Source organism: Bradyrhizobium sp. USDA 3315 (genome assembly GCF_054056795.1).
Genome location: NZ_JBSRYP010000001.1, coordinates 2748087 through 2772823, shown reverse-complemented (window position 1 = coordinate 2772823; position 24737 = coordinate 2748087). Strand labels below are relative to the sequence as shown.

The following is a 24737-nucleotide window of genomic DNA, read 5'->3' as shown; positions in this document are numbered from 1 at the left end:
GATTCCTGCCCTAGACCACAGAGCTATAGGGCTTGCGGCCCGACTTCAACGCGTCTTCAAGCAATTCGATCCGGTCCTGGCCCCAGAACACCTCGCCATCGAGCACATATCCGGGCGAGCCGAACACGTCGGCGTCCAATGCATTCTGGCGATTCTGCTCATAGGCCGCGCTGATCGCTTCAGTGCCGGAGCGCTCCACCAGCTGCCGGCCGGGCAAACCGGCATCGTCGGCGAGCTTCACCAGCGTCGCAGGATCAGCAAGATTAAGCTGCTGCTCCCACACCGCGGGATAGGCCCGTTGCAGGAACGGCTCGGGGTCGAGGCCGGCCTCGAGCATCGCGATCACCACGCCATCGGCAAGGCGCCCGTTGAACGGCCAGTTGGCCGGCTGCAAATGAAAATTCAGTCCGCGCTTGTCGCGCCAGCGCTGCAACTCGATCATCCGATAGCGCTGCCGCACCGGATGGCGCTTGGCGAGCGGCAGTCCGCCGGTCTCGGAGAACAGATCGACCAGCAGCACAGGCCGGTAATTTACCTTGAGATCGTAAGCGCTTACGAGTCGAACGAAGGGCTTGTGGCCGATATAGGCCCAGGGGGATTGCAGCGAGAAGTAGTAATCGATCTGGCGCGACATGCGGAACCTGACTGCGTGAGAGGACGGGACTTTCGGCGATCCCAGCAGAGCGGGAATAGCCACGCAATATCGCTCAATGCCACGCAAGCTGTTGCACTGCGATCACTGCGTCACTCTGACCTTGAATATCTCCAAATAAAACCAGCAGAATCAAAGCAATAACTGGTTACGACGCAATCTTGACTTGATTAGACGCGGTAAGTATGGTCCGCGCGGCTTTTGACGGGGACGGGCGCAATTTCCATCATCCGCGGCATCGGTTAGTGTTTCCAGCATGGCTGAGAACACCAACGACGGCGCAAATGGAAGTCGCGATCAATCGCCTCCTGACGAAGCTGCGCTTTCCGCAAGGCTCGGAAGTCTCGATCATCGGTTGTCAGAAATTCGCGACAGCCGCAGGAGCAAGACTGATCAATCCGGTAATGAAAGCGGGGACAGTGCGGCCAGAGCTTCGGCTATGGCGCTCGGTTTTCGTCTTTCCTCGGAGCTGATCGCGGGCGTTGCCGTCGGAGCGGCGATTGGCTGGGGGTTCGACCGTTTGCTGTCGACGTCGCCATTCGGCTTCATCGTGTTAACGCTGCTCGGCTTCGTCGCCGGGGTGGTCAACGTGGTGAGGTCCGCGGGCGTGGCCTCGGGCAAGCGCTGAGCGCTGGCGGGAAGTCACGACATTTGAAATTCGATTACCGGCACGATAGCCGGTGGACCAAGAGCCGCGCGGATGAAAATCGACCCGATCCACCAGTTCAATATCGAGCCCCTCTTCACGCTCGGCCACATCGGCAATCACACGATCGCCTTCACCAATTCCTCGCTCTTCATGCTCATCGCGGTGCTGCTGATCGCGCTGCTGATGCTGGCGAGCGGCCGGGAACTGGTTCCGGGACGGCTGCAGTCGGTCGCCGAGATCTCCTACGAGTTCGTCGCCACCACGATTCGCAGCACGGCCGGCGCGGAAGGCATGAAGTTCTTCCCGCTGATCTTCTCGCTCTTCATGTTCCTCTGCGTCTCGAACCTGGTCGGCGTCATCCCCTACACCTTCACGATCGCGAGCCACCTGATCGTCACCGCGGCGCTTGCGCTTTTGGTGTTCTTCACCGTCCTGATCTACGGCGTCTACAAGAACGGCCTGAAATTCTTCAGCATCTTCGTCCCCCACGGCGTTCCGATCTACATCCTGCCGCTGGTCATGTTCATCGAGATCCTGTCGTTCTTCCTGCGGCCGGTCTCGCACAGCGTTCGTCTGTTCGCCAACATGCTGGCCGGCCACATCGCATTGAAGGTGTTCGCGGGCTTCGTCGCGATGCTCGGCTTCTCGCTGGGCGCGCTCGGCTGGGTTGGCGGCGTGCTGCCGCTGGCGCTCACGATTGCGCTGTATGCCCTCGAACTGCTGGTCGCGTTCCTGCAGGCCTACGTGTTCGCGATCCTGACCTGCATCTACCTCAACGACGCCATTCATCCGGGACACTAAGCGGTCCGGGGAATCTCCACCCACCAATCTGTCTATCTTTCTCAAGGAGCTACATATGGAACCGGCAGCAGCAAAACTTATCGGCGCGGGCATCGCGTGCATCGGCATGGGCGGCGCGGGCGTCGGCGTGGGCATCATCTTCGGCAACTACCTCGCCGCTGCGGTGCGTAACCCGTCGGCCGCTCAGGGCCAGTTCGGCAACCTGATCTTCGGCTTCGCCGTGACCGAAGCGCTCGGCATCTTCTCGCTGCTGATCGCGCTGCTCCTGCTGTTCGTTCCGCTCTGAGCGGCACGCCGGTTCCGCTCTGCGGTAACCCGGTTCCGCTTTGCGGTAACCCCTTCGCGCCGCCCAAGGTTCGTTCCAAGGGCGGCGCGCATGACAGCAACAGGAGAACACCATGGCTGAGAGTCATGGCGAGGCAAAAGGCCAGAAAGCCGGCGCCCACACCGAAACCGACGGCGGACATCACGGCGGAGCCTTTCCGCCGTTCGATTCGTCCAACTTCGCCTCGCAGCTGGTGTCGCTGGCGATTGCATTTGTCGCGCTCTACCTGATCGTGTCGCGTATCGCCCTGCCGCGCGTCGGCGGGACGATCGATGCACGTCAGAACAAGATCGAGGGCGATCTGGCCGACGCGCAGAAGCTGAAGGACGAGTCCGACGCGGCGCTGAAGGCCTACGAGACCGAGCTGGCGAATGCGCGCGCCAACGCGCAGGCGATCGGCAACGAGACCCGCGAGAAGCTGAACGCGGCCTCGGAAGCCGAGCGCAAGGCGCTGGAAGAGAAGCTGGCGGCAAAGCTTGCCGACGCCGAGAAGCAGATTGCAACGACGAGGACCAACGCCATGAGCAACGTCCGCGGCATCGCGGCGGATGCGGCCGGCGCCATCGTCCAGCAACTTGCCGGCGTCACGCCGGACGCCAATGCGGTCAACAGCGCCGTCGACGCGTCGTTGAAGGGATAGACGATGTTTTACGAACCGGAAACCTGGGTTGCGATCGCCTTCGTCCTTCTGCTGGTCGTGTTCGGCTATCTCGGCGTCCATCGCACCCTGCTGACGGCGCTCGACCACCGCGCCGAGCGCATCAAGGCCGAGCTGGAAGACGCCCGCCGTCTGAAGGACGAGGCCAATAAGCTGCTCGGCGAGTACAAGGCGCGCCGCGCCAGCGCGGAGCGCGAGGCCGAGGAGATCATCTCCAATGCCAAGGCCGAAGCCGAGCGGATCGCGGCCGAGGCCAAGACCAAGATGGAAGATTTTGTCGCGCGGCGGACCAAGACCGCCGAGAGCAAGATCGCCCAGGCCGAGGCCCAGGCCGTGGCCGATGTCCGCGCCGCCGCGGCCAACGCCGCGGTGACGGCCGCCTCGACCATCCTGTCGCAGTCGGTCAAGGGCTCGGTTGCCGACGACCTCGTCGGCAAGGGCATCGCCGAAGTCCGCTCCAAGCTGAACTGACGCGATCTGAACTCCTTAAAAAAAGGCCGGCGCGAGCTCATCGCGCCGGCCTTTTGTTTTGTCCAAATTCGTCCGTTTGACGCGTTTTCTTCACGCGAACCGGCGTCCACTTCGCTCGAAAACGCGCTGTTACTTCTTCTTGTGTGGCGCGCGGGCCTTGGGCTCCGGCTTCAGGGCCTGCGGGTCGAAGCCGATATAGAAGATGTAATTGTCGTTGTCGGCCGGAGACGGCGCCGGATAGACGACGTCCTCGGCGACCAAGCTGAATGGCACGCTGCCGCTTTCGTCCATCTGCACCGTGGTGGTGTAGGCCTTGGTCATGATGGTCTTCTCGCCGACGCCGCCCTGCACCACGGCAACGCGCAGCGGCACCTGAATGCTCGGTGGCGCGCCCTGGGGACCGACAATGATCCGCCCCTGAATACCGATCTTGGCCGTGATCTGGCCGCTGTTCAGATTGCATTGCCGCGCCGTGCGCGTGATCGAGGCCAGGAACTTGACGTCGTTGCCGACCGCTTCCTTGCCGTTCGCGGCCACCGAATAGGTCGAGGCTCCGGAGCGGATCTGCACCGGCGGGCAGGTCAGTTCGGCGTCGGCATCGTTGAGCTGCTGCGGCGCTGCGGGCGTCGCCGGCTTGTCCTGGTCGGACGAGCCGCCGCCGAACAGGCTCTTGAAGCGGTCGCTCAGCGACTGCGCAGGAGCTGCCGAAGGCAACAAAGTGGCACCGAGACCGATCGATACCGCCGCTGCGAGCGCGAACCTGATCACCCTTTCACCCATCAATGTCCTCAAATTTCCCAACCGGGTTCCCTGTTTCGCGGCCGTTATAGCAAGGCAATGGCGGCGAACCCAAGGCATCGAAGGCGGCACCGCCATCCGCAAAAAGGCTTACGGATCAGCCGCGGAAATCCTCGTGCAGCAGGCCGAACAGCAGGTGGTCCTGCCAGATCCCATTGATGCAGAGATAGCGCCGCGCCAAGCCCTCGCGGGTGAAGCCGCACTTCTCCAGCACGCGGATCGACGAGGCATTGGAGGGAATGCAGGCCGCCTCGATGCGGTGCAGGTTGAGCTCGCCGAACAGCGAGGGCAGCAGCACCCGCAGCGCCGTCGTCATGTAGCCGCGATGGGCATGCGGCAGCCCGACCCAGTAGCCGATCGTGCCGGCCTGCACGATGCCGCGGCGGACATTGGCGAGCGTGATGCCGCCGATCATCACCCCGTCCGATTCCCGGAAGATGATGAACGGATAGGAGCGGTCGGCGGCGATATCCTCGGTGTAGCGGCGAAGCCTGCGGCGGAAGCCGGCGCGGGTCAGGTCGTCGGAGGGCCAAATCGGTTCCCATGGCGTGAGATAGGCGCGGCTGAATTCGCGCAATTGCGCCCATTGCGGGAAATCCGACATCTGCGGCGCGCGCAGCAAGAGCCCGTGACCGCGCGGCATCAGTGCAGCGGGTCCATTGGACGGCAAACGAAACAGGGCCATGGCCCAACACTCCCCGCCACTTCTCCCTCGCCCCGCCCTTGCGGGGAGAGGGTCGGGGTGAGGGGTCTTACCGCAGATTCAGTCTTGCGGCTCTACCCTCACCCGAAGCCTTCGGCCATAGCTGAGGCTCCGCCTCGGCGTATGTCCGTCAACGGCCGCCGGTAGGCGGCCTATGCTCTCCCCGCAAGCGCGGGGCGAGGTAAGCAGAATTCTTAATGCAGCAGCGTCTTTGCCTTCGAATTCGTCAATCCTTCCGCAAAAGCCACCGCCGTGTCCAGACCCCTGCCGCTGCCGAGCGCGACAACGGCGGGCCGGCTGCGCGCCAGCAGGGCACGGGCGGCGTTGCGGCTCGATTCGACGCTGACCGCGTCGATTCGGGCCACCAGTTCTTCCACCGTCTGCGGCCGGCCATAGGCTAGCACATGGCGTGCCAATTGTTCGGCCCGCGATGAACAGCTTTCCAGCGCCATCAACAGGCCGGCCTTCATCTGCGCCTTGGCGCGGGCGACCTCGGCCTCGGTCAGGGTTTCGACCGCGTCGTTGATGACGTCGACGATGACTTCCATCATTTCCGGCGCATCCGCCGGATCGGTCCCGGTGTAGAGGCCGAAGAAGCCGGTGTCGGTGTAGGGCGCGTGGAAGGTATAGATCGAGTAGCACAGCCCGCGCTTCTCGCGCACCTCCTGGAACAGCCGCGACGACATCCCGCCGCCGAGCGTGTTGGTGAAGACCTGCAGCGAGAACAGCGACGGGTCGGTCTGCGGCACGCCTTCGAGCGCCAGCGTCAGATGCGCCTGCTCGAGATCGCGATGCACCACCCGCGAGCCGCCCTTGCCGAACATCGCAACCTGCGGCTTCGGCGCCGGGGTGGCGTCGAAGCTCGCAAACTTCTGCGTGACGTCCTCGACGATCCGCGCGTGATCGACCGCGCCGGCGGCCGCGACCACCATGTCGGGGGCGCGGTAATGCGTCGAGAGATAGCCGCGCAGCATGTCGCGATCGAAGACCTTCAGCGTCTTGGCGGTGCCGAGCAGCGAGCGGCCCATCGGCTGCTCCGGATAGCAGAGCTCGTTGAGATGCTCGAACACGACGTCGTCGGGCGTATCCTGCGCCGCGCCGATCTCCTGCACGATGACGCTCTTCTCGCGCTCCAGCTCGTCCGGCACGAAGGACGGGTTGGCGAGGATGTCGGACAGCACGTCGAGCGCCAGCGGCACGTCGGCCTTCATCACCCGCGCATAATAGGCCGTGGTCTCGGTCGAGGTCCCGGCATTGAGGTCGCCGCCGACCGCCTCGATCTCCTCGACGATCTCGCGCGAGGAGCGCCGCGCCGTGCCCTTGAATGCCATGTGTTCGAGCAGATGCGAGATGCCGTGCTCGTTCGGCTTCTCGTCGCGCCCGCCGACGCCGGCCCAGACCCCGAGCGCCGCGGTTTCCAGATGCGGCATGGTGTCGGTGACGATTGTCAGCCCGCTCGGCAGCTTGGTGATTTCAACGCCCATCAGGCAACTCCCTGCTTGGCAGCACGGCTGACCGACAGCACGAAGCGCTCGACCTCGGCAGAATCATTCTTCATGACCGTGATGTGTTCGGATTTGCTCATCAGGCCTCCGAGCCAGACCGGCAGCTGCGGACGCACCCCGCAGGCGGCTTCCACCGCGTCGGGGAATTTGGCCGCGTGCGCGGTCGACAGCACGATGTTCGGGATCCTGGAATCCGAGGTGTCGCGGTCGGCGACCGCGAGCGCCACCGCGGTGTGGGGATCGACCAGATCGCCCGCCTCGCGCCAGGCGGCGCGGATCGCGGCCGCCGTCTCCGTCTCGTCGGCACGGCCGGCGTCGAAATCACGGCGCACGGCGGCCAGCGTCGCATCCGGCAGCACGAAGCGGCCGGACTGCTTCAGCGAGGCCATCAGGCGGCGGACCTGATCGGCGTCGCGGCCGCTCGCCTCGAACAGCAGCCGCTCGAAGTTCGACGACACCTGGATGTCCATCGACGGCGACGTCGTGGCGTGCACCTCGCGGACCTCGTAGATGCCGGTCTTCAGCGTGCGCGCCAGGATGTCGTTGACGTTGGCGGCGATGCGCAAGTTCCGGATCGGCAGCCCCATCCGCTTGGCGACATAGCCCGCGAAGATGTCGCCGAAATTGCCGGTCGGCACCGTGAAGTCGACGGTGCGCTGCGGCGAGCCGAGCGCGACCGCCGAGGTGAAGTAATAGACCACCTGCGCGACGATGCGCGCCCAGTTGATCGAGTTGACGCCCGACAGCGCCACCTGGTCGCGGAAGCGATGGTTGTTGAACATCGCCTTCACCAGCGCCTGGCAATCGTCGAAGGTGCCTTCGATCGCGAGCGCGTGGACGTTGGCGGCGCCGGTCGTCGTCATCATGCGGCGCTGCACCTCGGAGATGCGCCCGTTCGGGAACAGCACGACGAGGTCGACATTGTCGAGATTGGCAAAAGCCTCGACCGCGGCGCCACCGGTATCGCCCGAGGTCGCGACCACAATGGTGGTGCGCTGCGCGCGCTTGGCCAGCACGTGATCCATCAGCCGCGAGATCAGCTGCATCGCGACGTCCTTGAACGCCAGCGTCGGCCCGTGGAACAGCTCGAGCAGGAACTGGTTCGGCCCGGCCTGGTCGAGCGGCACCACCGCGGGATGGCGGAACGTGGCATAGGCCTCGTTGGCCATGCGGCCGAGCTCGGCGTCGGAAATCTCGCCGGCGACAAACGGACGGATGATCTCGACCGCGACCTCCCAATAGGGACGGCCGAAGAAGGTGGCGATGGTCTCGGGCGACAGCTGCGGCCAGGTCTCGGGCACGTAGAGCCCGCCGTCACGGGCAAGCCCGGTCAGCATCACATCGCAGAAGCCAAGCACCGGGGCCTCACCCCTGGTCGAAATATACCGCGTCAAACCGCCCTCCAAAGGCCTCGATCCGAGCCTTAAGCCTTTGATATCATGGAATTATCGAGTTCGCTCCATGCGACCCGAACGGTTCACCATAGAAGATCGGCCCGGCAATGGGTAGCCCGAAGCGCGCGCTTCGGGGTCGCGGGGTGAGTGACAAGGGGTATCGCTCGCGACCGACCGCCAGCTGCGCCGCATTCACCAATGTCGTCCTGGCGAAAGCCAGGACCCATAGCCACCGCACTTGATGATGAACGGGATCGTGGCCCCAGCATCGCACAACAGTTCTCATTTGGGGTAATGGGTCCTGGCTTTCGCCAGGACGACGATGAGGATGGTTCGTGATTCAAGACGTCAAACACCGCGGTGTCATCATGCGCGCATGCGGGTGATCCAGTATTCCAGGGGCTGTCGTTGCTTGAGCCGATGGGCCGCGGCGTACTGGATCGCCCGCATCTACCGGTGTCGTCCCCGCGTCTTTCGCAGGGACGACAGCAAATGTGTGGTGCCGCTTGTGAGTCATAATCACACGGTCTCGCGACATCCGCGCGCGAGGGGTACACGCCAATCAGCCTGGGTCGCGCCATCCACTAGCCGCTCGGCGGCGCCAGCGGCTGCACGATCTCCTGGAACGGCGGCAGCGCCTCGCAGCGCGCGGCGTGGGCCTTGAGCGCCGGATAGCGCGCGTCGAACAGATGCGGATGCGCCTCGCCGGTGAAGCGCAGCGCGCAGGCCACCGCGACGTCGGCATGACCAATGCGATCGCCCAGCCAGTACGGCGTCGGCACCGCCGCGCGCTCCTGCTCCAGCACCGCGAGCACGCCCGCGATCTGCGCCTCGCAGCGCTCGACCCAGAGCTTCAACTGCTCCTTGCGCAGCACGCGCTCATAGACAAGGCTCACCGCCTTGTCGGCAAGCCCGGTCGCCAGCGCCGTGATGCGCAGATGCTTGCGCCGCTCCGGCCCCGAGCGCGCGATCATCGCCTTGCCCGGCCCGACCAGCTCGTCGAGATAATCCAGGATCGCACTACTCTCGATCAGCGCCTCGCCGTCATCGAGCACCAGCGTCGGCACCCGCCGCACCGGATTGTAGGCCGCAACCTTCTCCGCATCGCCGAAGGTCGACCACGGCTTGTGCTCGAACGGCAATCCATAGAGCCGCAGCGCGATCGCGGTGCGGCGGACGAAGGGCGAGTCGTACTGGCCGATCAAAAACATCTGTCATCTCGTCGGTCATGCCGCAGGAGGCCGTGCCTCGAAAGCAGAGCTTTCGAAGTGTGCGGCCACGCCGGGTCAAAGGTTGCGCTTTGCACCATCGTAGATGGGCCGCGCCGCATTGCAACCGGATCCTGATCCGGTCCGTTAGGCGAGCTATGCAATCACCGGCACGTGCCGCGCCGCATCGCGCGGCAATTTGCCGTCGAGCCTCGGATCATCGGCCACCTCGATCTGCCGCAGGAACGGACGGAAGCCGGAGCGCTGGTAGAACGCGACGGCCGAGGGATGGTCGAAGGTGCAGGTGTGCACCCAGACGCGGCTGACGTCGCGTGACCAGGCGATCTCGAGCGCGCGGTTCATCAGGAAGCGCGCGGCGCCGGTGCCGATGAATTTTGCGGTGACGCCGAAATAGAGCAGCTGGCATTCGCCGGGCACGCTGAAATCGAGTTCGAGCAGGCCTTCATCCTGGCCGTCGACGGCCAGCCCGTAGAGCTCGTTGCCGGGGTCGTGAATCCTCGAAGCGAGATCGGCGTCTTCGAGCCCGGTGCGGGTGAACCACAGCCACTCCTCGCCGACCCGGCGATAGATATCGCGATACCAGTCGAGCGCGGGCGGATCGACCTTGCGCAGGCGCCACGCGCCGGGCGGGTCGACGCGCAGCGGCGGACGCGCGGTCATTTCCAGATGGGTGACGACGGCAGCGATCTTGCCGTGGGGGATGTCGGAGTAACCATCGGGCAGCAGCATCGCGCGACCTCTGTTTGCAGGCTGTCGGCGGGACATAACCGCACGTCGCCGCAGATGCAATGCAACGCTGCACGCAATGCCTGGTCAGGAGAAGCAGACGAGGTAACCCGCCGCATCCGCCGCTGCTCATTCGAGCGGCCAGGTCCAACGAGCGGGATAAACCAGTTTGAACGCGCTTTGAGGGAGGGCTCCCCAGGCCCTCCCGTACCCGGTTAGTTGCCGACCCACACGTTGCCGTTCGCGTCGAAATCGTTCTTCGGGTTGTAGCCGGACTCGCGAAGACTCCGCATGCGCATCGCGCGGTCGCTGACATCGCCATTGAGACTGGCGTTGGCATTGAGCACGGCAGGACTCAGTGCGGTACCCATCACGAGACGCTGGTGGGTCCGGTGTTGTGCCGTGCGTACATCGGCGAGTGCCGCCGTGGACAGAGAAACAACTGCGATCGAAACAAGAATAGTTTTCGTCATGGTCAGCTCCTGTGAAGTAACCAGCTGAGCTTTCAATCGCTTCCAGAAAATGCGTGCTCGCGCCGGATGTGAGAACCGTCACAGGCCGGCGGCGATCACGATCGGTCAGACTAGCAGGCAGATGCCAACGCTTCTTGGACGCCCGCGCACAGCGTCGCGGGAAGTCCGTGCGCAAATCGCAAACGTCAACTTGTAGTGATCCAGATGCGCCGCCGCGTTGATGGCACAAAGTGAATAGTGGCTGACGGCTGCTGTCCGCGTCGGCATTCGCACTGATGAGTCCCGGGTCGCGCTTCCGCTTTCAGGAGAAGCAGGAAAAGTGAGCGCGGTGCTCGCCACACGTTTGACGTCGACCCGGCGAAGGCCGGGACCCATTACCACAGGACTACGTTGTTGAACGACGCTGCGGCCCCAACATCGCAGGACAATTGGCATTCGTGGTTATGGGTCCCGGCCTTCGCCGGGACGACATTAGAGTTTGTGGCGCAGCCGATGAGACGTACTCGCTCCCTCATCTCGGCGTCAGCGTGATCGCTTCCGCAGTTGCGGCTTCCACCGCCGGCCGGCTGTAGAGCAGCGGCACATACTGGCCCGTCGCCCATAGCGGCGCGAGGTCGCGGTAGTGGCCGCTGAAGGGATCGCCGGATTGGCCCGGCGTGTTGACGGCGCGGCTCGCATCCCAATTGCCGACATCGAGCACCATGCGGAATGAAGCGCCGGAGATCAGATGATAGTCGGAGCGGCGATAGGTGGCGGCGCGCGGCACGTTGGCGGCGCCGCCGAAGGCGAGCGGGCCGACCTGCATCTGCGCCGCGGTTGCCTTGTCAGCGAGCGGCATTAGCGCGTGATTGAATTGCGCGACATGCAGCCGGCCCCAGCGCCAGGTCGACGCATCGGGGCCGAGCTTGTCGGCAACATCAGCGACCGCCTCGCCGAGACTGTCGCGCAGCACGCGGTCGCGCTCGGTTGAGGGATCGCTGCCGAGGGCGGCGTCGGGCTTTTCGAGATAGCCGACAATGGCGGAGATGCTGGAGGCCTCCGGCGCGATCAGCTCGGCCGCCTTCGGCGCGGTGGTCTTGAGCAGCACCGGGCCGAGATGGTTTGCGATCCACACCTCATAGACCGCGGCGGCTGCGCTGTCGGCCGCGTCGCGCGCATCCCACGCCTTGAGCAGATCAAGGCCCTTCTTGACGTTCACATCATCCGACGTGAGCGGCTTCAGCAGCGCGACGAGGCGCCGCGCGAGCATGCCGGTGTCGTCGTTCTGCAGCGCCATCGCGTCCGCCAGCGTCACCTTGCTGTTGGCCAGCAGCACCTCGGTGATGCGCTGCCAGCGCGCGCTGTCGGCCCATTCGAATCCGACCCTGCGCTCACCCACCGGATAATCCGCCGGCAGGTTCATCTGGTTGGCGGTGGCGATAAAGCCCTGCTTCGGCTGATACAGCTTCGGCAATTCGTCGAGCGACAGAAAGCCCTGCCACTCATAGCGGCCGTCGCCGGGCACCGGCATCAGGCCGTCGAAATTGGCTCGGCGCGGCGTCTTGCCGGCGGCGACCCAGCCGATATTGCCTGACGTGTCGGCATAGACCTGGTTCTCCGACGGCGCGCCCCAGCGCCGCATCGCGCCGAGGAAGCCGTTCCAATTCTTCGCCGTCATGTAGTCGGACGAGCCGAAATAGGCCGAGGTGCCCGGCTCGAACCAGATCGAGCGCACCGCGAACGCATGCTTGTTGTCGGCGTCGACGAAGATCACCGGGCCGTGGCGGGTGAACCTCAGCTCGAGGTCGCGGTCGGCCTCGCCCTTCACCGCTTCCTTCTCATGCACGATCCGCATGTCCTCCCAGCCGCTGCCGTAGCGGTACTGGTTCGGATTGTCGGGGTTGAGCTCGTAGACGTAGAGGTCTTCCTGATCGACGTTGAAGATGGTCAGCCCGAACGCGATGGTGTCGTTGTGGCCGATCGAGATGCCCGGCAGCGCCGGCTCGCCGGCACCGATCACGGAGATGCCGGGTGCGTTGAGCCCGACGATGTAGCGCAGCGACGGCACCGAGTGCTCGCGATGCGGATCGTTGGCGAGGATCGGACGTCCGGTCGCGGTGCGCGATGCCGCGATCACCCAGTTGTTGGAGCCGATGGTGTCGCGCTGCTGGTCGGCCTCGGCGAGGTAGGTGTCGGGATCATGCGCCAGCGCCGCCTTCTGGTCCTTCGGCGCGGCGAACTTCACCGGCCGCGTGGCAAGATCGTAGGCGGCGAGTACCGCCTTCGGCACGCTGCAGGGATCGAGCCCATCGGGGATCCTGGTGGTCCAGGTGGGCTCCAGCTTGACGCGGAAGCGATCGGCATCGAGGCCTGCAGCGCAGGCGACCCGCGAGCGCTTCACCTCGGAGGCGACATTGCGGGTCAGGCCATGGCTGCGGACGCGCACGACATCCTCTGCCGACCACAAATCCGGCATCGTGCCTGCGATCCTGAACTCGATCGGCAGCGCGCGCTTGCCCGCCTGGACGTCGGCGACATAGGCGTTGACGCCGGCGACGAACGCCTCCGCATAGGATTTCGCCTTCGGGCCATAGGCGGCCCATTCCGCATTCATGTCGCCGCGATAGAGGAACAGGCGCAGCGCCTTGTCCTGCTCGGCATAGGCAGGGCCAAAATCCTTCGCCAAGAGGCCGAGCCCGCGCTTGCGCCAGAGATCGATCTGCCAGAGCCGATCGCGCGCGGCGTTGAAGCCCTGCAGGAAGAACAGGTCGTGCTCGTTGCCGGCATAGATGTGCGGGATGCCCCAGACATCGACCAGGATCTGCCCCGGCGCCTTCAGCCCGGCGACGTCGGTCTTGACCTCGCGCGCCGCGACGAGCGGGCTCGGCTTCTCACGCGCGGTGGCGGGAGCGGCAAGTATTGCGGCGCAAAGTGCGGCAGTCAGTAGCTTGGTGACGCGGTTGAGATCCGTGTTCATGTTGTTCTCCGATGGTTGTTATTGGTTGTTGCGCGCACTTGGCGAGATTGAGCGGCAGCCGCAGCGGCGCCGCTTGCTTGGTGTGGAGAGAGCCCCCTCCCGTAGCGCATCTGATGATGCGCTACGACCTAAGAGCGAGCTTCGCTCGTCTCGACCCCGCTAGCGGGAGAGGTGCAGCGAGCTTGCCGCAGCATCAGATCATTACTACTCCCCCTCGTCGCTCGCCAGCACGCCCTTCACGGCGCGGGCCCAGCCGGCGAGCTTGCGCTCGCGTGTCGCCTGGCTCATCGCCGGCCTGAAGCGGTGCTCGAGCCGCCAATTGTCGGCGAATTTCGCGGGCTCCGGATAGACGCCGGCATCGAGGCCGGCGAGATAGGCGGCGCCGAGTGCGGTGGTCTCCTGGATCATCGGGCGGTCGACCGGGGCGTTGAGCAGATCGGCGAGCCGCTGCATGGTCCAGTCCGAGGCGGTCATACCGCCGTCGACGCGCAGCACGGTGTTGGCGGCGTTGGCCTCCGGCCAGTCGGTGCGCATCGCGGCCCACAGATCGAAGGTCTGGTAGCAGACGCTCTCCAAGGTCGCATGCGCGAGCTCGGCCGGGCCGGTGTTGCGGGTCAGCCCGAACAACGCACCGCGCACGCGCGGATTCCAGTACGGCGCGCCCATGCCGACGAAGGCGGGCACCAAATAGACGCTCTGCATGGAGTCCGATTTGTCGGCAAGCGGTCCGGTCTCCGCGGCGTGCTTGATGATGCCGAGCCCGTCGCGCAGCCACTGCACCGCGCTGCCGGCGACGAAGATCGAGCCCTCGAGCGCGTAGGTGCGCTGACCGCCGAGCTGGTAGGCGATGGTGGTGAGCAGCTTGTTCTTCGAGGCCACCGGCGTGGTGCCGGTATTGAGCAGCGCGAAGCAGCCGGTGCCGTAGGTCGACTTCATCATGCCGGGCTCGAAGCAGGCCTGGCCGATGGTCGCGGCCTGCTGATCGCCGGCAATGCCGGAGATCGCGATCGGGCCGCCGAACAGATCGGCGGTGCTCTCGCCGAAGCGGGCGGAGGAATCCCTCACTTCGGGAAGCATCGAGCGCGGCACGCGCAAGAGGTTGACGAGGTCGTCGTCCCAGGCGCCGGTGTGGATATTGAACAGCAGCGTGCGCGAGGCGTTGGTGGCGTCGGTGGCGTGGACTCTCCCGCCGGTGAGCCGCCACAGCAGATAGCAGTCGACGGTGCCGAACAAGAGTTCGCCGCGCTCGGCGCGCTCGCGCGCGCCCGGCACGTGATCGAGGATCCAGGCGACTTTGGTGCCCGAGAAATAGGGATCGATGATCAGACCGGTCTTGGCCGAGATCGCCGGCTCATGGCCCTCGGCCTTGAGTTTTGCGCAGATGTCGGCGGTGCGGCGGTCCTGCCAGACGATGGCGCGGTGCACGGCCTGTCCGGTGGCGCGGTCCCACACCACGGTGGTCTCGCGCTGGTTGGTGATGCCGATCGCGGCGATGTCCTTCGCCTTGAGGCCGGCCTTCTCCAGCGCCTCGCGGCACACCATCACGGTCGAGGTCCAGATGTCCTCCGGCTCGTGCTCGACCCAGCCGGAGGCGGGGAAATGTTGCGGAAACTCCTGCTGCGCGACGGCGGCGATGGAGATGTCGCCGCGAAACACCATGGCGCGCGACGATGTGGTGCCCTGATCGATGGCCAGCACGAAAGACATGAGCGTTTCCCTTAGAGAGCTTCATCCCGAGCGGGATTGGTGCAAGCGCCAAGGGAGCGGATTACCGCGGCGAGGTCAAGATTGCCGGTGAGTGCCGAGATGGTCGAAGCAAAAGCCCAGCCCCGTCATCCTGAGCTGCGAGCCCTTGCGAGCCTCGAAGGATGCACGGCCACCAGCCGGGCCGTCGACCCTTCGAGGGCCGCTGAAGAAGCGGCCACCTCAGGGTGACGGTGATGGAAATGAGCACACCGCCTCCACCGTCATTGCGAGGAGCGAAGCGACGAAGCAATCCATCCATCAGCGCAAGCGGACGAATGGATTGCTTCGCTTCGCTCGCAATGACGGTTGGAGCGGCCGGGCAGCCCGATCACATCGGCCGGTACGTCCTGACATCGGCGGGGACGTTGACGCCGATCTTGATCGCGCCGACCGAGCGGATGATGTCGTCGCCGAGCAACTGGGCGAAGCAGGCGTAGCCCCAGTCGTTCATGTGCAGGCCGTCGGCGATGACGAAATCGGTGATCGGGATCGCCTGTTTCTCGTGCCAGTCGCGCATCACCTCGAAGCGCGGGAAGATGCCGACATGGCGCAGCGCGGCGATGCGGCCGAGCAGCTTCACCATGCCGCGCGCGCTCTCGGGGCGCTCGGTGACGCGCGGCGAATATTGCGGATCGACCAGCACGACGTCGGCGCCGGACGCCTGAAGGCGCGCCACGCCGTCCTCGACCTGCTTGGCGGTCTCGGCAGGATCGAGGTTGCGCAGCACCGCGTTGGTGCCGACCTGCCAGATCACCATGTCGGGATGGACGTCGATGACTTCGGTCTGCAGCCGCTTCATCATCTCGGGCGCGTCCTCACCGCCCTTGCCGCGATTGAGCACGGTGATGTCGGCGGACGGATACTGCCGGCGCAACTGTCCGGCGAGCCGGTTCGGATAGGTGAATTCCGGCGCCGACGAACCATAGCCCTGGGTCGAGGACGAGCCGAATGCGATGATGACGACCGGCTTGCCGGCGGCGAGCTTGGCCGCGACATGCGGCAGCGAACCGGTGCTGTTCGGCACGCCCTTGGGCTGCTGACAGGGCACGCGGTGGAAGATGTCGCTGGCGGATTTCGCGGCCTGCTTCACCCTGTCGAACGCCTTCGCGGCGACGCCGGGTTGCGGCGGATTGGTCGCATCGGCCGTCGCAGCGGGCTGCGTTGCATCAGGCTTTGCGGCCTCGGTCTTGCCGTCGGACGAAAGCGCTGCATGCTGGTCGGTCTGCGCGCGCGACGGCACGACCGCGAGCGGCGCGAGCAGTGCCAGCGTCGCAACGGCGCACAGACTCCGCCCTGCAGAAGCACAAAAAGGGAAGGCAAAACGCATTTACTCTGCTTCCTTAATTCTGCTGCACCGGGCCCAGATGGGCCGCATCGATCACGAATTTCGCCAGTGCGCGGCCGAGACAGGCATGAACCTTCTTGGCCAGATCGACACCATGCGAGGTGCTGAACAGGTCAAAATATCCGGCGTCGCTCCACTGCTTCATAATCGCGAACCGGTCGAACAGCGGAACGTCGTGCTGCTGCGCCACCACCTTCATGTTGTCGAGATAGGGCGGTGCAGAGATCATCGTCTCCGTACGCGGGCTGTATTGCAGATTGACCAGCACCACGTCGGTCCCGGCGTCCCGCAACGCAACAACGCCTTCGTTGATGGCGGTACGGAAATCGTCGGGATCGATTGCTCGCATAGCATCGACGGTTCCGGTCTGCCAGATAACCAAAGTAGGCTTTTTTGCTTCAACAAGCTTAACAAGAGTTCCCGCGGTCTCCTCGGCGGTGCTCTTTCCCTGTAATTCTACGGATAGGTCGATCGTCGACGACGGCAACGCTTCCTTCAGCGCCGCCTGCAGCGTGGCCGGATAGGCGCTCGCCTCGTTGCCCTGGATGGTCGAGGAGCGGCTGCCGACCACCAGCACGTTGAGCGGCCGGTTGGACTTGATGGCGTCGGTGACCTTGGGCAGCGAGCTCTCGCTCGTAAGCAGATAGGCGGGCACGTCGCAGGGCGGCGGCGGGGGCGGCTCCGCGGTGTCGCCGGCGCGCGCGGGCGCCGCCGCCAAACCGGCCGTCAGGCAGGCTGCGAGCAGCGTCAGGCCCAGCATCGTCCGCGCGGACTTCATGCTCCCCCTCCCGCCAGATCGGCGTTGCCGGCGGCGCCTTTTTTCGAGGCGCCTTTGTCGGCGGAGTGTTTGTACCACGAAATGATCCACGCCATGCCGCACATGATGAGGATGCCGCAGACGCTGATCAAGGCGTGCAGTGCGGCACCGCCAGATACTTCGGCAAGCACGAAGTGACCGGCGAAGGCGAGGAAGACCCCGAGGCAGAATATCTCAAGCGAATGCTGGCCACACAGGATCAAAGGTCGCAGCCAGGGCGATTTCAGCCCCGGCCAGTCCTTGGGCAGGAAGCGCACGGTGAGCGCGGCGAGCGCCAGGAAGTGCGCGAACCGCAACACGTCCAGGTCGGTCTTGTTGATCGGATACATCCATTGCTCGATCACCTTCGGCATGATGTGGCCGAGCTGCGGCACGTACCAGGTCAGGGTCACGAAGAACGCCGCGACCAGATAGACGATGCAGATCCACATCGTGATGTTCGACGACAGGATCCGCGACATCCGCCGCGCCCCGCCAAGCGCGCACCAGGCGCCGAACACGAACAGCAATTGCCAGGCGAACGGATTGAACGCCCAGAAGCCGTTCGGATAAGCCGAGAGGTAAAGATCGAACTGCCAGGTCAGCGCGTAGAGCACGACCGACAGGCCGAGCGTGACGTCGGGCTTCCACTTCATCAGCCACAGGATCAGCGGCAGGAACAGCATCAGCACGATATAGAGCGGCAGCACGTCCATGTTGACGGGACGGAAGCGCAGCAGCAGCGCCTGGACGATGGTGACGTCGGGCTGCTTGAGGAAGTCCATGATCCCCATTTCCTCGCTGTAGAGCGGGTTCTCGAACGAGGTCGCGACATAGGAGATCTCGGCGAGGAAGATCGTGAACAAGAAGACGTGCGCGACGTAGATCTGCCAGACCCGGCGCAGGATGCGCGCGGTCGCGATCACGAAGCCGCCCTCCAGCATGGCGCGGCCGTAGACGAAGGCCGCGGTGTAGCCGGAGATGAAGATGAAGATCTCGGTGGCGTCGGAGAAGCCGTAATTGCGGATCGTCAGCCAGGTCAGAAGATTGGTCGGCAGATGATCGATGAAGATCAGCCACAGCGCGAGCCCGCGGAACAGATCGAGGCGGAGCTCGCGCTCGCCGGTCGCCGGCAGCGTGATCGCGGGCGCAGCAACCTTCGCCTCGGCCTCAGCCTTTACTTCGGTCTTGGCGTCAGCCACCGGCGAACCGGCTATGGGATCGGCAATCGAGCTCATCAAACACCGTGTCGGCCGCGGACGCCCCGCATGCCGTGCTGAAAAGATAATATCGGTCCGCGAGTTGCCGACAAAGCACGGAGTGCGGCGGCATGCGGCCGCGCTTTAGAGCGGAACTATGTTGAAACCGCGATGAACGGGCCGCCCCAAAATCCGGCTTTCCAAGCCCGCCTTTTCGCAGCCTGGCAGGCGATTGGTTCCGGCGGTTCAATTGGCTATGATAGCGCCCTGTTTGAGCATGATCCGGTCGAAAACGGACCATGCGCCAGGACCATCGGATTGAGCCGCATGTACCGCGCCGTTACCCGCCAGATCGAAGTCACCGTCGAGCCGAACTTCATGCCGGAGCGCTCGTCGGTCGACCGGCGCGAATATTTCTGGTCGTACAAGATCGTGATCGTCAATTCGGGCCCGGAGACGGTGCAGCTGCGGACGCGGCACTGGATCATCACCGACGCCACCGGCCGCCGCCAGGAGGTGCGCGGCGAGGGCGTGGTCGGCGAGCAGCCGGTGCTCGCGCCCGGCGAACGCTTCGAATACACGAGCGGCGTGCCGCTGCCGACCGCCTCCGGATTCATGACCGGCAGCTATCAGATGGTCACCGAAGCCGGCGAGCGCTTCGACATCGACGTGCCGACATTCTCGCTGGACAGCCCGAGCCCGGGCGGGAAAAGGGTGTTGAACTGACGCGCAGCAATGCACGTCATCGCCGGGCTTGACCCGGCGATCCATCGCTTCAAAAGCGCTTTTGCCATGATGAATGGCCGGGTCGAGCCCGGCCATGACGAAGGTCGCCTGTCACTCCACGCCGGCTTCCTGCGGCGTGAATTCATACACCGACGAGCAGAACTCGCAGGTCACGACGACCTTGCCGTCCTTGACCATCTCGGCGCGGTCGTTCGGCGCAAAGCTCTTCAGCATCGACGACACCGCGTCGCGCGAGCAGGAGCACTGCGCGCGCAGCGTTTGCGGGTTGAAGACGCGCACGCCGCGTTCGTGGAACAGGCGATAGAGCAGCCGCTCGCCGGACAGATCGGGATCGATCAGCTCGACGTCCTCGACGGTCGAGATCAACGACTGGCCCTCGACCCAGGCGTCATCGTCCGGCACGCTATGCGTGGCCGTGCCTTCCGGCGCATCGCCGGGATGCAGATCGGCCTGCTTGGCGCGCTCGGGCGCCTTGGGCAGGAATTGCAGCAGGATGCCGCCGGCGCGCCAGCGCAGCTTGCCGCCCTCGCCGCCGCGCATCTCCTCGCCGACCGCAAGCCGCACCCGCGTCGGAATCTGCTCCGAGCGCAGGAAATATTCATGGGCCGCCTCTTCCAGGCCGCCGCCGTCGAGCGCGACCAGTCCCTGGTAGCGGCTGGTGTTGGAGCCCTGATCGATGGTCATCGCAAGGTGGCCCTTGCCGAGCAGCTCGCCCGAGCTCTGGCCGTTCTTGAGGCGCGATGCGTCGTAGCGCGCATAGGCGCGCAGCCGGTCGGGCGCCTGGAAATCGACGATCAGGAGCGAGACCGGTCCTTCGGTCCGGGTCTGCAGGATGAAGCGGCCCTCGAACTTGACCGACGAGCCGAGCAGCGTGGTGAGCACGATCGCCTCGCCGAGCAGCTTGCCGACCGCGGGCGGATAATCGTGCTTGTGCAGGATCTCGTCGAGCGCGGGGCCGAGCCGGGTCAGCCGGCCGCGCAGGTCCAGCGCGCCGACCTCGAAGGCCAGCACGGCATCGTCGACCGGAACCGCTGAGGGCGCGCGAACCGGCGCCTCGGGCGTGATTTTGATGTCGGGGGATTGTGAAACCATGGCGCTCTATCTGGGGTCTCGGACCATGAAATAAAGGGGTTCACTAACGCGGATATCTCCGTCGTCCCTGCGACGGCAGGGACCCATAACCACCGATGTGAGTTGCTGCATTCAGCTGGTGCCCCAGCCTTCGCAACAATTGACAGCGGTGGTTGTGGGTCCCGGGTCGCGCTTCGCCCGGGACGACAACGCTTACTGATCTACGGCTACGCGACCGCGTCGAAACACCAGGCCAGAATGCCCTTCTGCGCATGCAGGCGGTTTTCCGCCTCGTCGAACACCACGGATTGCGGCCCGTCGATCACCTCGTCGGTGACCTCCTCGCCGCGATGCGCGGGCAGGCAGTGCATGAACAGTGCGTCCGGCTTGGCGAGCGACATCAGCTTGGCATTGACCTGATAGGGCCGCAGCACGTTGTGGCGGTGCTCGCCCTCCTTGTCGCCCATCGACACCCAGGTGTCGGTGACGACGCAGTCGGCGCCGCGCACGGCGGCTTCCGGATCGGTGCCGAGCATGATCGGCGCGCCGGTCGCCTTGATCCAGTCGCGCATCGGCTTTTTCGGCGAGAGCTCCGGCGGGGTCGCGACATTGAGCTGGAACTTGAATCGCTCTGCGGCATGCGCCCAGGAGGCCAGCACGTTGTTGTCGTCGCCGGTCCAGGCCACGGTCTTGCCCTCGATCGAGCCGCGGTTTTCCTCATAGGTCATGAGGTCGGCCATCACCTGGCAGGGATGCGAACGCCGGGTCAGGCCGTTGATGACGGGAACGGTGGCGTGCGCCGCGAGCTCGAGCAGCGCGTCATGGTTGAGGATGCGGATCATGATCGCATCGACATAGCGCGACAGCACGCGCGCGGTGTCGGCGATGGTCTCGCCGCGGCCGAGCTGCATCTCGGCGCCGGTCAGCATGATGGATTCACCGCCGAGCTGGCGCATGCCGACGTCGAACGACACCCTTGTGCGGGTCGACGGGCGCTCGAAGATCATCGCCAGCGTCTTGCCTTCGAGCGGCTTCCTGCCCTTCTCATGCGCCTTCAGCTTCGCCTTCATGGCGGCTCCGGCGGACAGCATGTTGCGCAGCTCGCCGAGCGGCAGCTCGTTGATATCGAGGAAGTGACGGACCGGCTTGCTCATTATCCAGCCGCCTTCTTCGGCTGCGCCGCCGACAGCACAGAGCAGGCGCGCTCGAGCGCGGTGATCGACTGGTCGATCTCGGGCTCGGTCACGATCAGCGGCGCCAGGAACCGCACCACATTGTCGCCGGCGCCGACAGTGAGCAGCTTCTCGCTGCGCAGCGCTGCGATCAGGTCGCCCGACGGCACCACCGCCTTGACGCCGATCAACAGGCCCTCGCCGCGCACCTCCGACAGCACGCCGGGATAACGGTCGACGACGGAAGCGAGCTTCTGCTTGAGCAGCAGCGACATCTTCTGCACATGCTCGAAGAAGCCGGGTTTCAGCATGACGTCGAGCACGGCATTGGCGGCGGCGACCGCGAGCGGATTGCCGCCGAAGGTCGAGCCGTGCGAGCCGGGCGCCATGCCGGCCGCAGCCTGCGCGGTCGCCAGCACCGCGCCGATCGGAAAACCGCCGCCGAGCGCCTTGGCCAGCGACATCACGTCCGGCGTGACGCCGGTGCGCTTGTAGGCGAACAGCTCGCCGGTGCGGCCCATGCCGGTCTGCACCTCGTCGAAGGCGAGCAGCAGGCCGTGCTCGTCACACAGCGCGCGCAGCGCCTTGAAGAACGCCTGCGGCGCCGAGCGCACGCCGCCCTCGCCCTGCACCGGCTCGATCAGGATGCCGGCGGTGTGCGGGCCGATCGCCTTCTTCACCGCCTCGATGTTGCCATGCGGCACCTGGTCGAAGCCGTCCATCGGCGGGCCGAAGCCCTCAAGATATTTCGCCGAGCCTGTCGCCGCCAGCGTGCCCAGCGTGCGGCCGTGGAAGGCGCCCTCGAAGGTGATGATGCGGTAGCGCTCGCCATGGCCCTTGGAGAAGTGATAGTGGCGGACCAGCTTGATCACGCCCTCCATCGCTTCCGCGCCGGAATTGCAGAAGAACACGAAGTCGGCAAAGCTCTGCTCGCACAGCCGCGCGGCAAGCGCCTCGCCGTCCGGGCTCTTGAACAGGTTCGACATGTGCCAGAGCTTGGTCGCCTGTTCCTGCAGCGCCTTGACCAGATGCGGATGCGCATGCCCGAGCGCGTTGACCGCGACGCCCGAGGTGAAATCGAGATAGCGGTCTCCGTTGGTTGCGATCAGCCAGGCGCCCTCACCGCGCTCGAAGCCGAGATCGACCCTGGCGAAGACGGGGAGCAGATGCGACGTGGCAGCGTTGGTCATGGCGTTCACTGACGGTTTTTAAGCCGACAATTGCCGCTGCGCCTTGACGCCAGCGCAGCAACGGCCAGCTTCGGAAAACAAAACGGCCGCCTTTGCGGGCGGCACGTGGCGGGCATTCTATGCTGCGGTCGGTAAGTGTCAATCGCTACGAAGTGGCCTTCCTGCAATGCGAAACGAGCGCAATCCGGAGCATTCCGGTGCGGTGGAAAAGCCTCATCGCGATGCTTAACTGTGTGGGAACATGTGGACGCACGACCGCGGACTCTTGCGCCAGAGTCACGCCATATTGTAGCGTTTGGCCTGTCGGGTACGACATCTCGTGCGGCGGTACTGGACCCTCTAAGTAGCCTTTGTGTCTCGCGTAAACGTTCGGGCGCAACACCGTGCCCGGCGAGGGCTAAGGGATTCTGGCCGCAGGGATATTTGTCCAGATTGGCTCGCAGCGCCGCTCCAATGATTGGCCGGCGCTACGCGAAGGGAAGAATGCGATGACTGTATTGACCTGGTCCGACGATCGCGTCGAGCAGCTGAAGAAACTCTGGGAGTCCGGCCTGTCGGCCAGCCAGATCGCGGCGGAACTTGGCAATGTGACGCGAAACGCCGTGATCGGCAAAGTGCATCGGCTCGGCCTTTCCGGCCGCGCCAAGGCACCCTCCACTGCCGCGCCGCGGCAGCGCAAGGCTCGCCCGGCCCAGCACATGATGCGGGTGGCGCGTCCGGTCTCGCGCGGCAACACCGCGCTGGCGCACGCCTTCGAGGTCGAGATGGAGCCCGATCCGATCTCCTACGACAATGTGGTGCCGATGAGCCAGCGGCTCTCGCTGCTCGAGCTCAACGAGGCCACCTGCCACTGGCCGGTCGGCGATCCCTCGAGCCCGGAATTCTTCTTCTGCGGCGGCAAGGCGCTCGCCGGCCTGCCCTATTGCGCGCATCACTCGCGCGTCGCCTACCAGCCCGCCGCCGATCGCCGCCGGCCGTCGGCGAAACCGCAGATCAAGTGAGCACTCGGGAAAACGACGGAAGACCTCAAAGACAAATCCCCGCGAAAGCGGGGATTTTTTTGTGTGACGCAGCCCGGATGGAGCCAACGGGGCGCTCGTTCGCGCGACCCGTCGGCTCCATCCGGGCTACCGCTACATCACCGGCGTCGTCCCGGCGCAGGCCGGGACCCATAACCACGAATGGGTGTTGTTAGAAAGCCGTCTGGCCGCGTGCCGATTGCGCTGGCCGCGGCGTATGGGTCCCCTGGCTTTCGCCGGGACGACGCCGTGTTGCGGTTTATGAGTGCCGCATGGCCGTTACGGCTGCGGCTCGGCCTTGGCAAAGCGGTCGTCGAGCGCGTAGCCGGCGCCGCGCACGGTGCGGATCGGATCCTGCTCGCGGCCCGGATTGAGCAGCTTGCGCAGGCGGCCGATATGCACGTCGACGGTGCGCTCATCGATGTAGATGTCGCGGCCCCAGACGCTGTCGAGCAATTGCTCGCGGCTGAACACGCGGCCGGGATGCTCGAGGAAGAATTCAAGCAGGCGATACTCGGTCGGCCCGAGATCGATCGGACGGCCCGAGCGCGCCACGCGGCGCTTCTCGCGGTCGAGCTCGATGTCGCCATAGGTCAACACGGTCGCAAGCCGCTCCGGGCTGGCTCGGCGCAAGAGGCCCTTCACCCGCGCCAGCAGCTCCGGCACCGAGAACGGCTTGACGATGTAATCGTCCGCGCCGGTGGCAAGCCCGCGCACGCGCTCGCTTTCCTCGCCGCGCGCGGTCAGCATGATGATCGGAAGCTGCTTGGTCTCGGGCCGCGCCCGCAGGCGGCGGCACAGTTCGATGCCGGACAGGCCCGGCAGCATCCAGTCCAGCACCACGAGGTCGGGAACGCGCTCCTTCAGCCTTGTATCCGCATCGTCGCCGCGCCCCACCGTCTCGACATCGTAGCCTTCCGCATCGAGATTGTAGCGCAACAGCGTCGTCAGCGCTTCCTCGTCTTCGACTACCAGAATGCGTGCGCTCATCGGTTTAAGTTCTTTCTCTGTAGTGATCCGTTGCCCAGACGCAAACCGAAACGCTTACTTCCTTGAGCATAGTCCCCGCGGAAACGATTTGTCGCGAGGATCGTCCAGTTTCGCTCTTGCCG

Annotated in this window: 24 protein-coding genes; 7 read left to right on the top strand and 17 right to left on the bottom strand. The window is 65.1% G+C overall.

The genetic code is table 11. The features are described 5' to 3' along the window. Window positions 1–10: 10 nt before the first annotated feature. On the bottom strand, window positions 11–634 hold the full coding sequence (locus tag ACVIYL_RS12690) for a DsbA family protein (protein ID WP_456778700.1): 624 nt from the start codon (window positions 632–634) through the stop codon (window positions 11–13). A gap of 274 nt (window positions 635–908) precedes the next feature. On the opposite strand from ACVIYL_RS12690, the gene ACVIYL_RS12685 reads away from it, so the two are divergent. The 5 genes from ACVIYL_RS12685 (at window position 909) to ACVIYL_RS12665 (ending at window position 3556) form a co-directional block, all read left to right on the top strand. Further along, entirely contained in the window at window positions 909–1280 is a 372-nt protein-coding gene (locus ACVIYL_RS12685) for an AtpZ/AtpI family protein (RefSeq protein ID WP_028338953.1), read from the top strand. A gap of 72 nt (window positions 1281–1352) precedes the next feature. Beyond that, window positions 1353–2102: a F0F1 ATP synthase subunit A gene (locus tag ACVIYL_RS12680; protein WP_016847053.1), complete on the top strand. Its 750-nt coding sequence runs from the start codon at window positions 1353–1355 to the stop codon at window positions 2100–2102. Between the two features lie 55 nt (window positions 2103–2157). Then, a complete protein-coding gene (locus tag ACVIYL_RS12675; RefSeq protein ID WP_016847054.1) occupies window positions 2158–2388 on the top strand; it encodes a F0F1 ATP synthase subunit C in 231 nt (76 codons plus the stop codon). A 112-nt stretch (window positions 2389–2500) separates the two neighbouring features. Beyond that, window positions 2501–3067 (top strand): F0F1 ATP synthase subunit B, encoded by a 567-nt coding sequence (locus ACVIYL_RS12670; RefSeq protein ID WP_456778699.1) that lies wholly within the window; start codon window positions 2501–2503, stop codon window positions 3065–3067. A gap of 3 nt (window positions 3068–3070) precedes the next feature. Further along, window positions 3071–3556 carry a F0F1 ATP synthase subunit B family protein gene (locus ACVIYL_RS12665; protein WP_057019441.1) on the top strand — a complete coding sequence of 162 codons (486 nt, stop codon included), beginning with the start codon at window positions 3071–3073 and terminating at the stop codon, window positions 3554–3556. 129 nt (window positions 3557–3685) lie between these two features. Here ACVIYL_RS12665 and ACVIYL_RS12660 read toward each other — a convergent pair whose 3' ends face one another. The 12 genes from ACVIYL_RS12660 to ACVIYL_RS12605 all read right to left on the bottom strand — a co-directional run bounded on the left by ACVIYL_RS12660 (window position 3686) and on the right by ACVIYL_RS12605 (window position 18465). Next, window positions 3686–4336, bottom strand: a complete 651-nt coding sequence (locus ACVIYL_RS12660) for a hypothetical protein (RefSeq protein ID WP_057019442.1) — start codon at window positions 4334–4336, stop codon at window positions 3686–3688. A 115-nt stretch (window positions 4337–4451) separates the two neighbouring features. Continuing rightward, window positions 4452–5039, bottom strand: a complete 588-nt coding sequence (locus tag ACVIYL_RS12655) for a GNAT family N-acetyltransferase (protein WP_026191927.1) — start codon at window positions 5037–5039, stop codon at window positions 4452–4454. 212 nt (window positions 5040–5251) lie between these two features. Continuing rightward, on the bottom strand, window positions 5252–6541 hold the full coding sequence (locus ACVIYL_RS12650) for a M16 family metallopeptidase (RefSeq protein WP_076830951.1): 1290 nt from the start codon (window positions 6539–6541) through the stop codon (window positions 5252–5254). Then, window positions 6541–7956, bottom strand: coding sequence for a threonine synthase (gene thrC / locus ACVIYL_RS12645; protein WP_168858994.1), 1416 nt, complete (start codon window positions 7954–7956; stop codon window positions 6541–6543). The genes ACVIYL_RS12650 and thrC overlap by 1 nt, the downstream gene beginning before the upstream one ends. Window positions 7957–8540: 584 nt before the next feature. Continuing rightward, window positions 8541–9167, bottom strand: a complete 627-nt coding sequence (locus ACVIYL_RS12640; RefSeq protein WP_253606435.1) for a glutathione S-transferase family protein — start codon at window positions 9165–9167, stop codon at window positions 8541–8543. A gap of 153 nt (window positions 9168–9320) precedes the next feature. After that, entirely contained in the window at window positions 9321–9914 is a 594-nt protein-coding gene (locus ACVIYL_RS12635; RefSeq protein WP_456778698.1) for a GNAT family N-acetyltransferase, read from the bottom strand. 212 nt (window positions 9915–10126) lie between these two features. Further along, window positions 10127–10384, bottom strand: a complete 258-nt coding sequence (locus tag ACVIYL_RS12630; RefSeq protein ID WP_456778697.1) for a hypothetical protein — start codon at window positions 10382–10384, stop codon at window positions 10127–10129. Window positions 10385–10895: 511 nt separating this feature from the next. Beyond that, window positions 10896–13340 (bottom strand): penicillin acylase family protein, encoded by a 2445-nt coding sequence (locus tag ACVIYL_RS12625; RefSeq protein ID WP_456778696.1) that lies wholly within the window; start codon window positions 13338–13340, stop codon window positions 10896–10898. Between the two features lie 204 nt (window positions 13341–13544). Continuing rightward, window positions 13545–15047, bottom strand: a complete 1503-nt coding sequence (gene glpK, locus ACVIYL_RS12620; protein ID WP_456778695.1) for a glycerol kinase GlpK — start codon at window positions 15045–15047, stop codon at window positions 13545–13547. Window positions 15048–15414: 367 nt separating this feature from the next. Then, on the bottom strand, window positions 15415–16413 hold the full coding sequence (locus ACVIYL_RS12615) for an SGNH/GDSL hydrolase family protein (protein WP_456778694.1): 999 nt from the start codon (window positions 16411–16413) through the stop codon (window positions 15415–15417). Between the two features lie 13 nt (window positions 16414–16426). Then, complete coding sequence (locus ACVIYL_RS12610) at window positions 16427–17209, bottom strand: SGNH/GDSL hydrolase family protein (protein ID WP_456778693.1); 783 nt, start codon at window positions 17207–17209, stop codon at window positions 16427–16429. Beyond that, a complete protein-coding gene (locus ACVIYL_RS12605) occupies window positions 17206–18465 on the bottom strand; it encodes an OpgC domain-containing protein (RefSeq protein WP_225647808.1) in 1260 nt (419 codons plus the stop codon). The genes ACVIYL_RS12610 and ACVIYL_RS12605 overlap by 4 nt, the downstream gene beginning before the upstream one ends. 288 nt (window positions 18466–18753) lie before the next feature. Here ACVIYL_RS12605 and apaG point away from each other — a divergent pair, with 288 nt between their 5' ends. Further along, window positions 18754–19152, top strand: a complete 399-nt coding sequence (apaG, locus tag ACVIYL_RS12600) for a Co2+/Mg2+ efflux protein ApaG (RefSeq protein WP_028333747.1) — start codon at window positions 18754–18756, stop codon at window positions 19150–19152. A gap of 111 nt (window positions 19153–19263) precedes the next feature. Here apaG and ACVIYL_RS12595 read toward each other — a convergent pair whose 3' ends face one another. From ACVIYL_RS12595 to ACVIYL_RS12585, 3 genes are all read right to left on the bottom strand, one after another. Further along, on the bottom strand, window positions 19264–20265 hold the full coding sequence (locus ACVIYL_RS12595; protein WP_253606424.1) for an Hsp33 family molecular chaperone: 1002 nt from the start codon (window positions 20263–20265) through the stop codon (window positions 19264–19266). A gap of 206 nt (window positions 20266–20471) precedes the next feature. Beyond that, on the bottom strand, window positions 20472–21398 hold the full coding sequence (argF, locus tag ACVIYL_RS12590; RefSeq protein WP_028342316.1) for an ornithine carbamoyltransferase: 927 nt from the start codon (window positions 21396–21398) through the stop codon (window positions 20472–20474). Further along, window positions 21398–22606 carry an acetylornithine transaminase gene (locus ACVIYL_RS12585; RefSeq protein WP_456778692.1) on the bottom strand — a complete coding sequence of 403 codons (1209 nt, stop codon included), beginning with the start codon at window positions 22604–22606 and terminating at the stop codon, window positions 21398–21400. Before ACVIYL_RS12585 ends, argF begins: the two co-directional genes overlap by 1 nt. A 488-nt stretch (window positions 22607–23094) precedes the next feature. Here ACVIYL_RS12585 and ACVIYL_RS12580 point away from each other — a divergent pair, with 488 nt between their 5' ends. Then, on the top strand, window positions 23095–23607 hold the full coding sequence (locus tag ACVIYL_RS12580; protein WP_018269585.1) for a GcrA family cell cycle regulator: 513 nt from the start codon (window positions 23095–23097) through the stop codon (window positions 23605–23607). 297 nt (window positions 23608–23904) lie between these two features. Here the strand turns inward: ACVIYL_RS12580 and phoB are convergent, their stop codons facing one another. Further along, a complete protein-coding gene (gene phoB / locus ACVIYL_RS12575; RefSeq protein WP_016844067.1) occupies window positions 23905–24615 on the bottom strand; it encodes a phosphate regulon transcriptional regulator PhoB in 711 nt (236 codons plus the stop codon). Window positions 24616–24737: the final 122 nt, after the last annotated feature.

Excerpts from the sequence above, each read along its gene's own strand:
- ACVIYL_RS12585 (WP_456778692.1), bottom strand. The coding sequence starts at position 22,606 with ATGACCAACGCTGCCACGTCGCATCTGCTCCCCGTCTTCGCCAGGGTC.
- ACVIYL_RS12685 (WP_028338953.1), top strand. The coding sequence starts at position 909 with ATGGCTGAGAACACCAACGACGGCGCAAATGGAAGTCGCGATCAATCG.
- ACVIYL_RS12580 (WP_018269585.1), top strand. The coding sequence starts at position 23,095 with ATGACTGTATTGACCTGGTCCGACGATCGCGTCGAGCAGCTGAAGAAA.
- glpK (WP_456778695.1), bottom strand. The coding sequence starts at position 15,047 with ATGTCTTTCGTGCTGGCCATCGATCAGGGCACCACATCGTCGCGCGCC.
- ACVIYL_RS12650 (WP_076830951.1), bottom strand. The coding sequence starts at position 6,541 with ATGGGCGTTGAAATCACCAAGCTGCCGAGCGGGCTGACAATCGTCACC.
- phoB (WP_016844067.1), bottom strand. The coding sequence starts at position 24,615 with ATGAGCGCACGCATTCTGGTAGTCGAAGACGAGGAAGCGCTGACGACG.
- ACVIYL_RS12675 (WP_016847054.1), top strand. The coding sequence starts at position 2,158 with ATGGAACCGGCAGCAGCAAAACTTATCGGCGCGGGCATCGCGTGCATC.
- ACVIYL_RS12660 (WP_057019442.1), bottom strand. The coding sequence starts at position 4,336 with ATGGGTGAAAGGGTGATCAGGTTCGCGCTCGCAGCGGCGGTATCGATC.
- ACVIYL_RS12690 (WP_456778700.1), bottom strand. The coding sequence starts at position 634 with ATGTCGCGCCAGATCGATTACTACTTCTCGCTGCAATCCCCCTGGGCC.
- ACVIYL_RS12625 (WP_456778696.1), bottom strand. The coding sequence starts at position 13,340 with ATGAACACGGATCTCAACCGCGTCACCAAGCTACTGACTGCCGCACTT.
- ACVIYL_RS12670 (WP_456778699.1), top strand. The coding sequence starts at position 2,501 with ATGGCTGAGAGTCATGGCGAGGCAAAAGGCCAGAAAGCCGGCGCCCAC.
- ACVIYL_RS12595 (WP_253606424.1), bottom strand. The coding sequence starts at position 20,265 with ATGGTTTCACAATCCCCCGACATCAAAATCACGCCCGAGGCGCCGGTT.
- ACVIYL_RS12655 (WP_026191927.1), bottom strand. The coding sequence starts at position 5,039 with ATGGCCCTGTTTCGTTTGCCGTCCAATGGACCCGCTGCACTGATGCCG.
- ACVIYL_RS12630 (WP_456778697.1), bottom strand. The coding sequence starts at position 10,384 with ATGACGAAAACTATTCTTGTTTCGATCGCAGTTGTTTCTCTGTCCACG.
- ACVIYL_RS12640 (WP_253606435.1), bottom strand. The coding sequence starts at position 9,167 with ATGTTTTTGATCGGCCAGTACGACTCGCCCTTCGTCCGCCGCACCGCG.
- ACVIYL_RS12610 (WP_456778693.1), bottom strand. The coding sequence starts at position 17,209 with ATGAAGTCCGCGCGGACGATGCTGGGCCTGACGCTGCTCGCAGCCTGC.
- ACVIYL_RS12635 (WP_456778698.1), bottom strand. The coding sequence starts at position 9,914 with ATGCTGCTGCCCGATGGTTACTCCGACATCCCCCACGGCAAGATCGCT.
- ACVIYL_RS12665 (WP_057019441.1), top strand. The coding sequence starts at position 3,071 with ATGTTTTACGAACCGGAAACCTGGGTTGCGATCGCCTTCGTCCTTCTG.
- ACVIYL_RS12615 (WP_456778694.1), bottom strand. The coding sequence starts at position 16,413 with ATGCGTTTTGCCTTCCCTTTTTGTGCTTCTGCAGGGCGGAGTCTGTGC.
- argF (WP_028342316.1), bottom strand. The coding sequence starts at position 21,398 with ATGAGCAAGCCGGTCCGTCACTTCCTCGATATCAACGAGCTGCCGCTC.
- ACVIYL_RS12605 (WP_225647808.1), bottom strand. The coding sequence starts at position 18,465 with ATGAGCTCGATTGCCGATCCCATAGCCGGTTCGCCGGTGGCTGACGCC.
- apaG (WP_028333747.1), top strand. The coding sequence starts at position 18,754 with ATGTACCGCGCCGTTACCCGCCAGATCGAAGTCACCGTCGAGCCGAAC.
- ACVIYL_RS12680 (WP_016847053.1), top strand. The coding sequence starts at position 1,353 with ATGAAAATCGACCCGATCCACCAGTTCAATATCGAGCCCCTCTTCACG.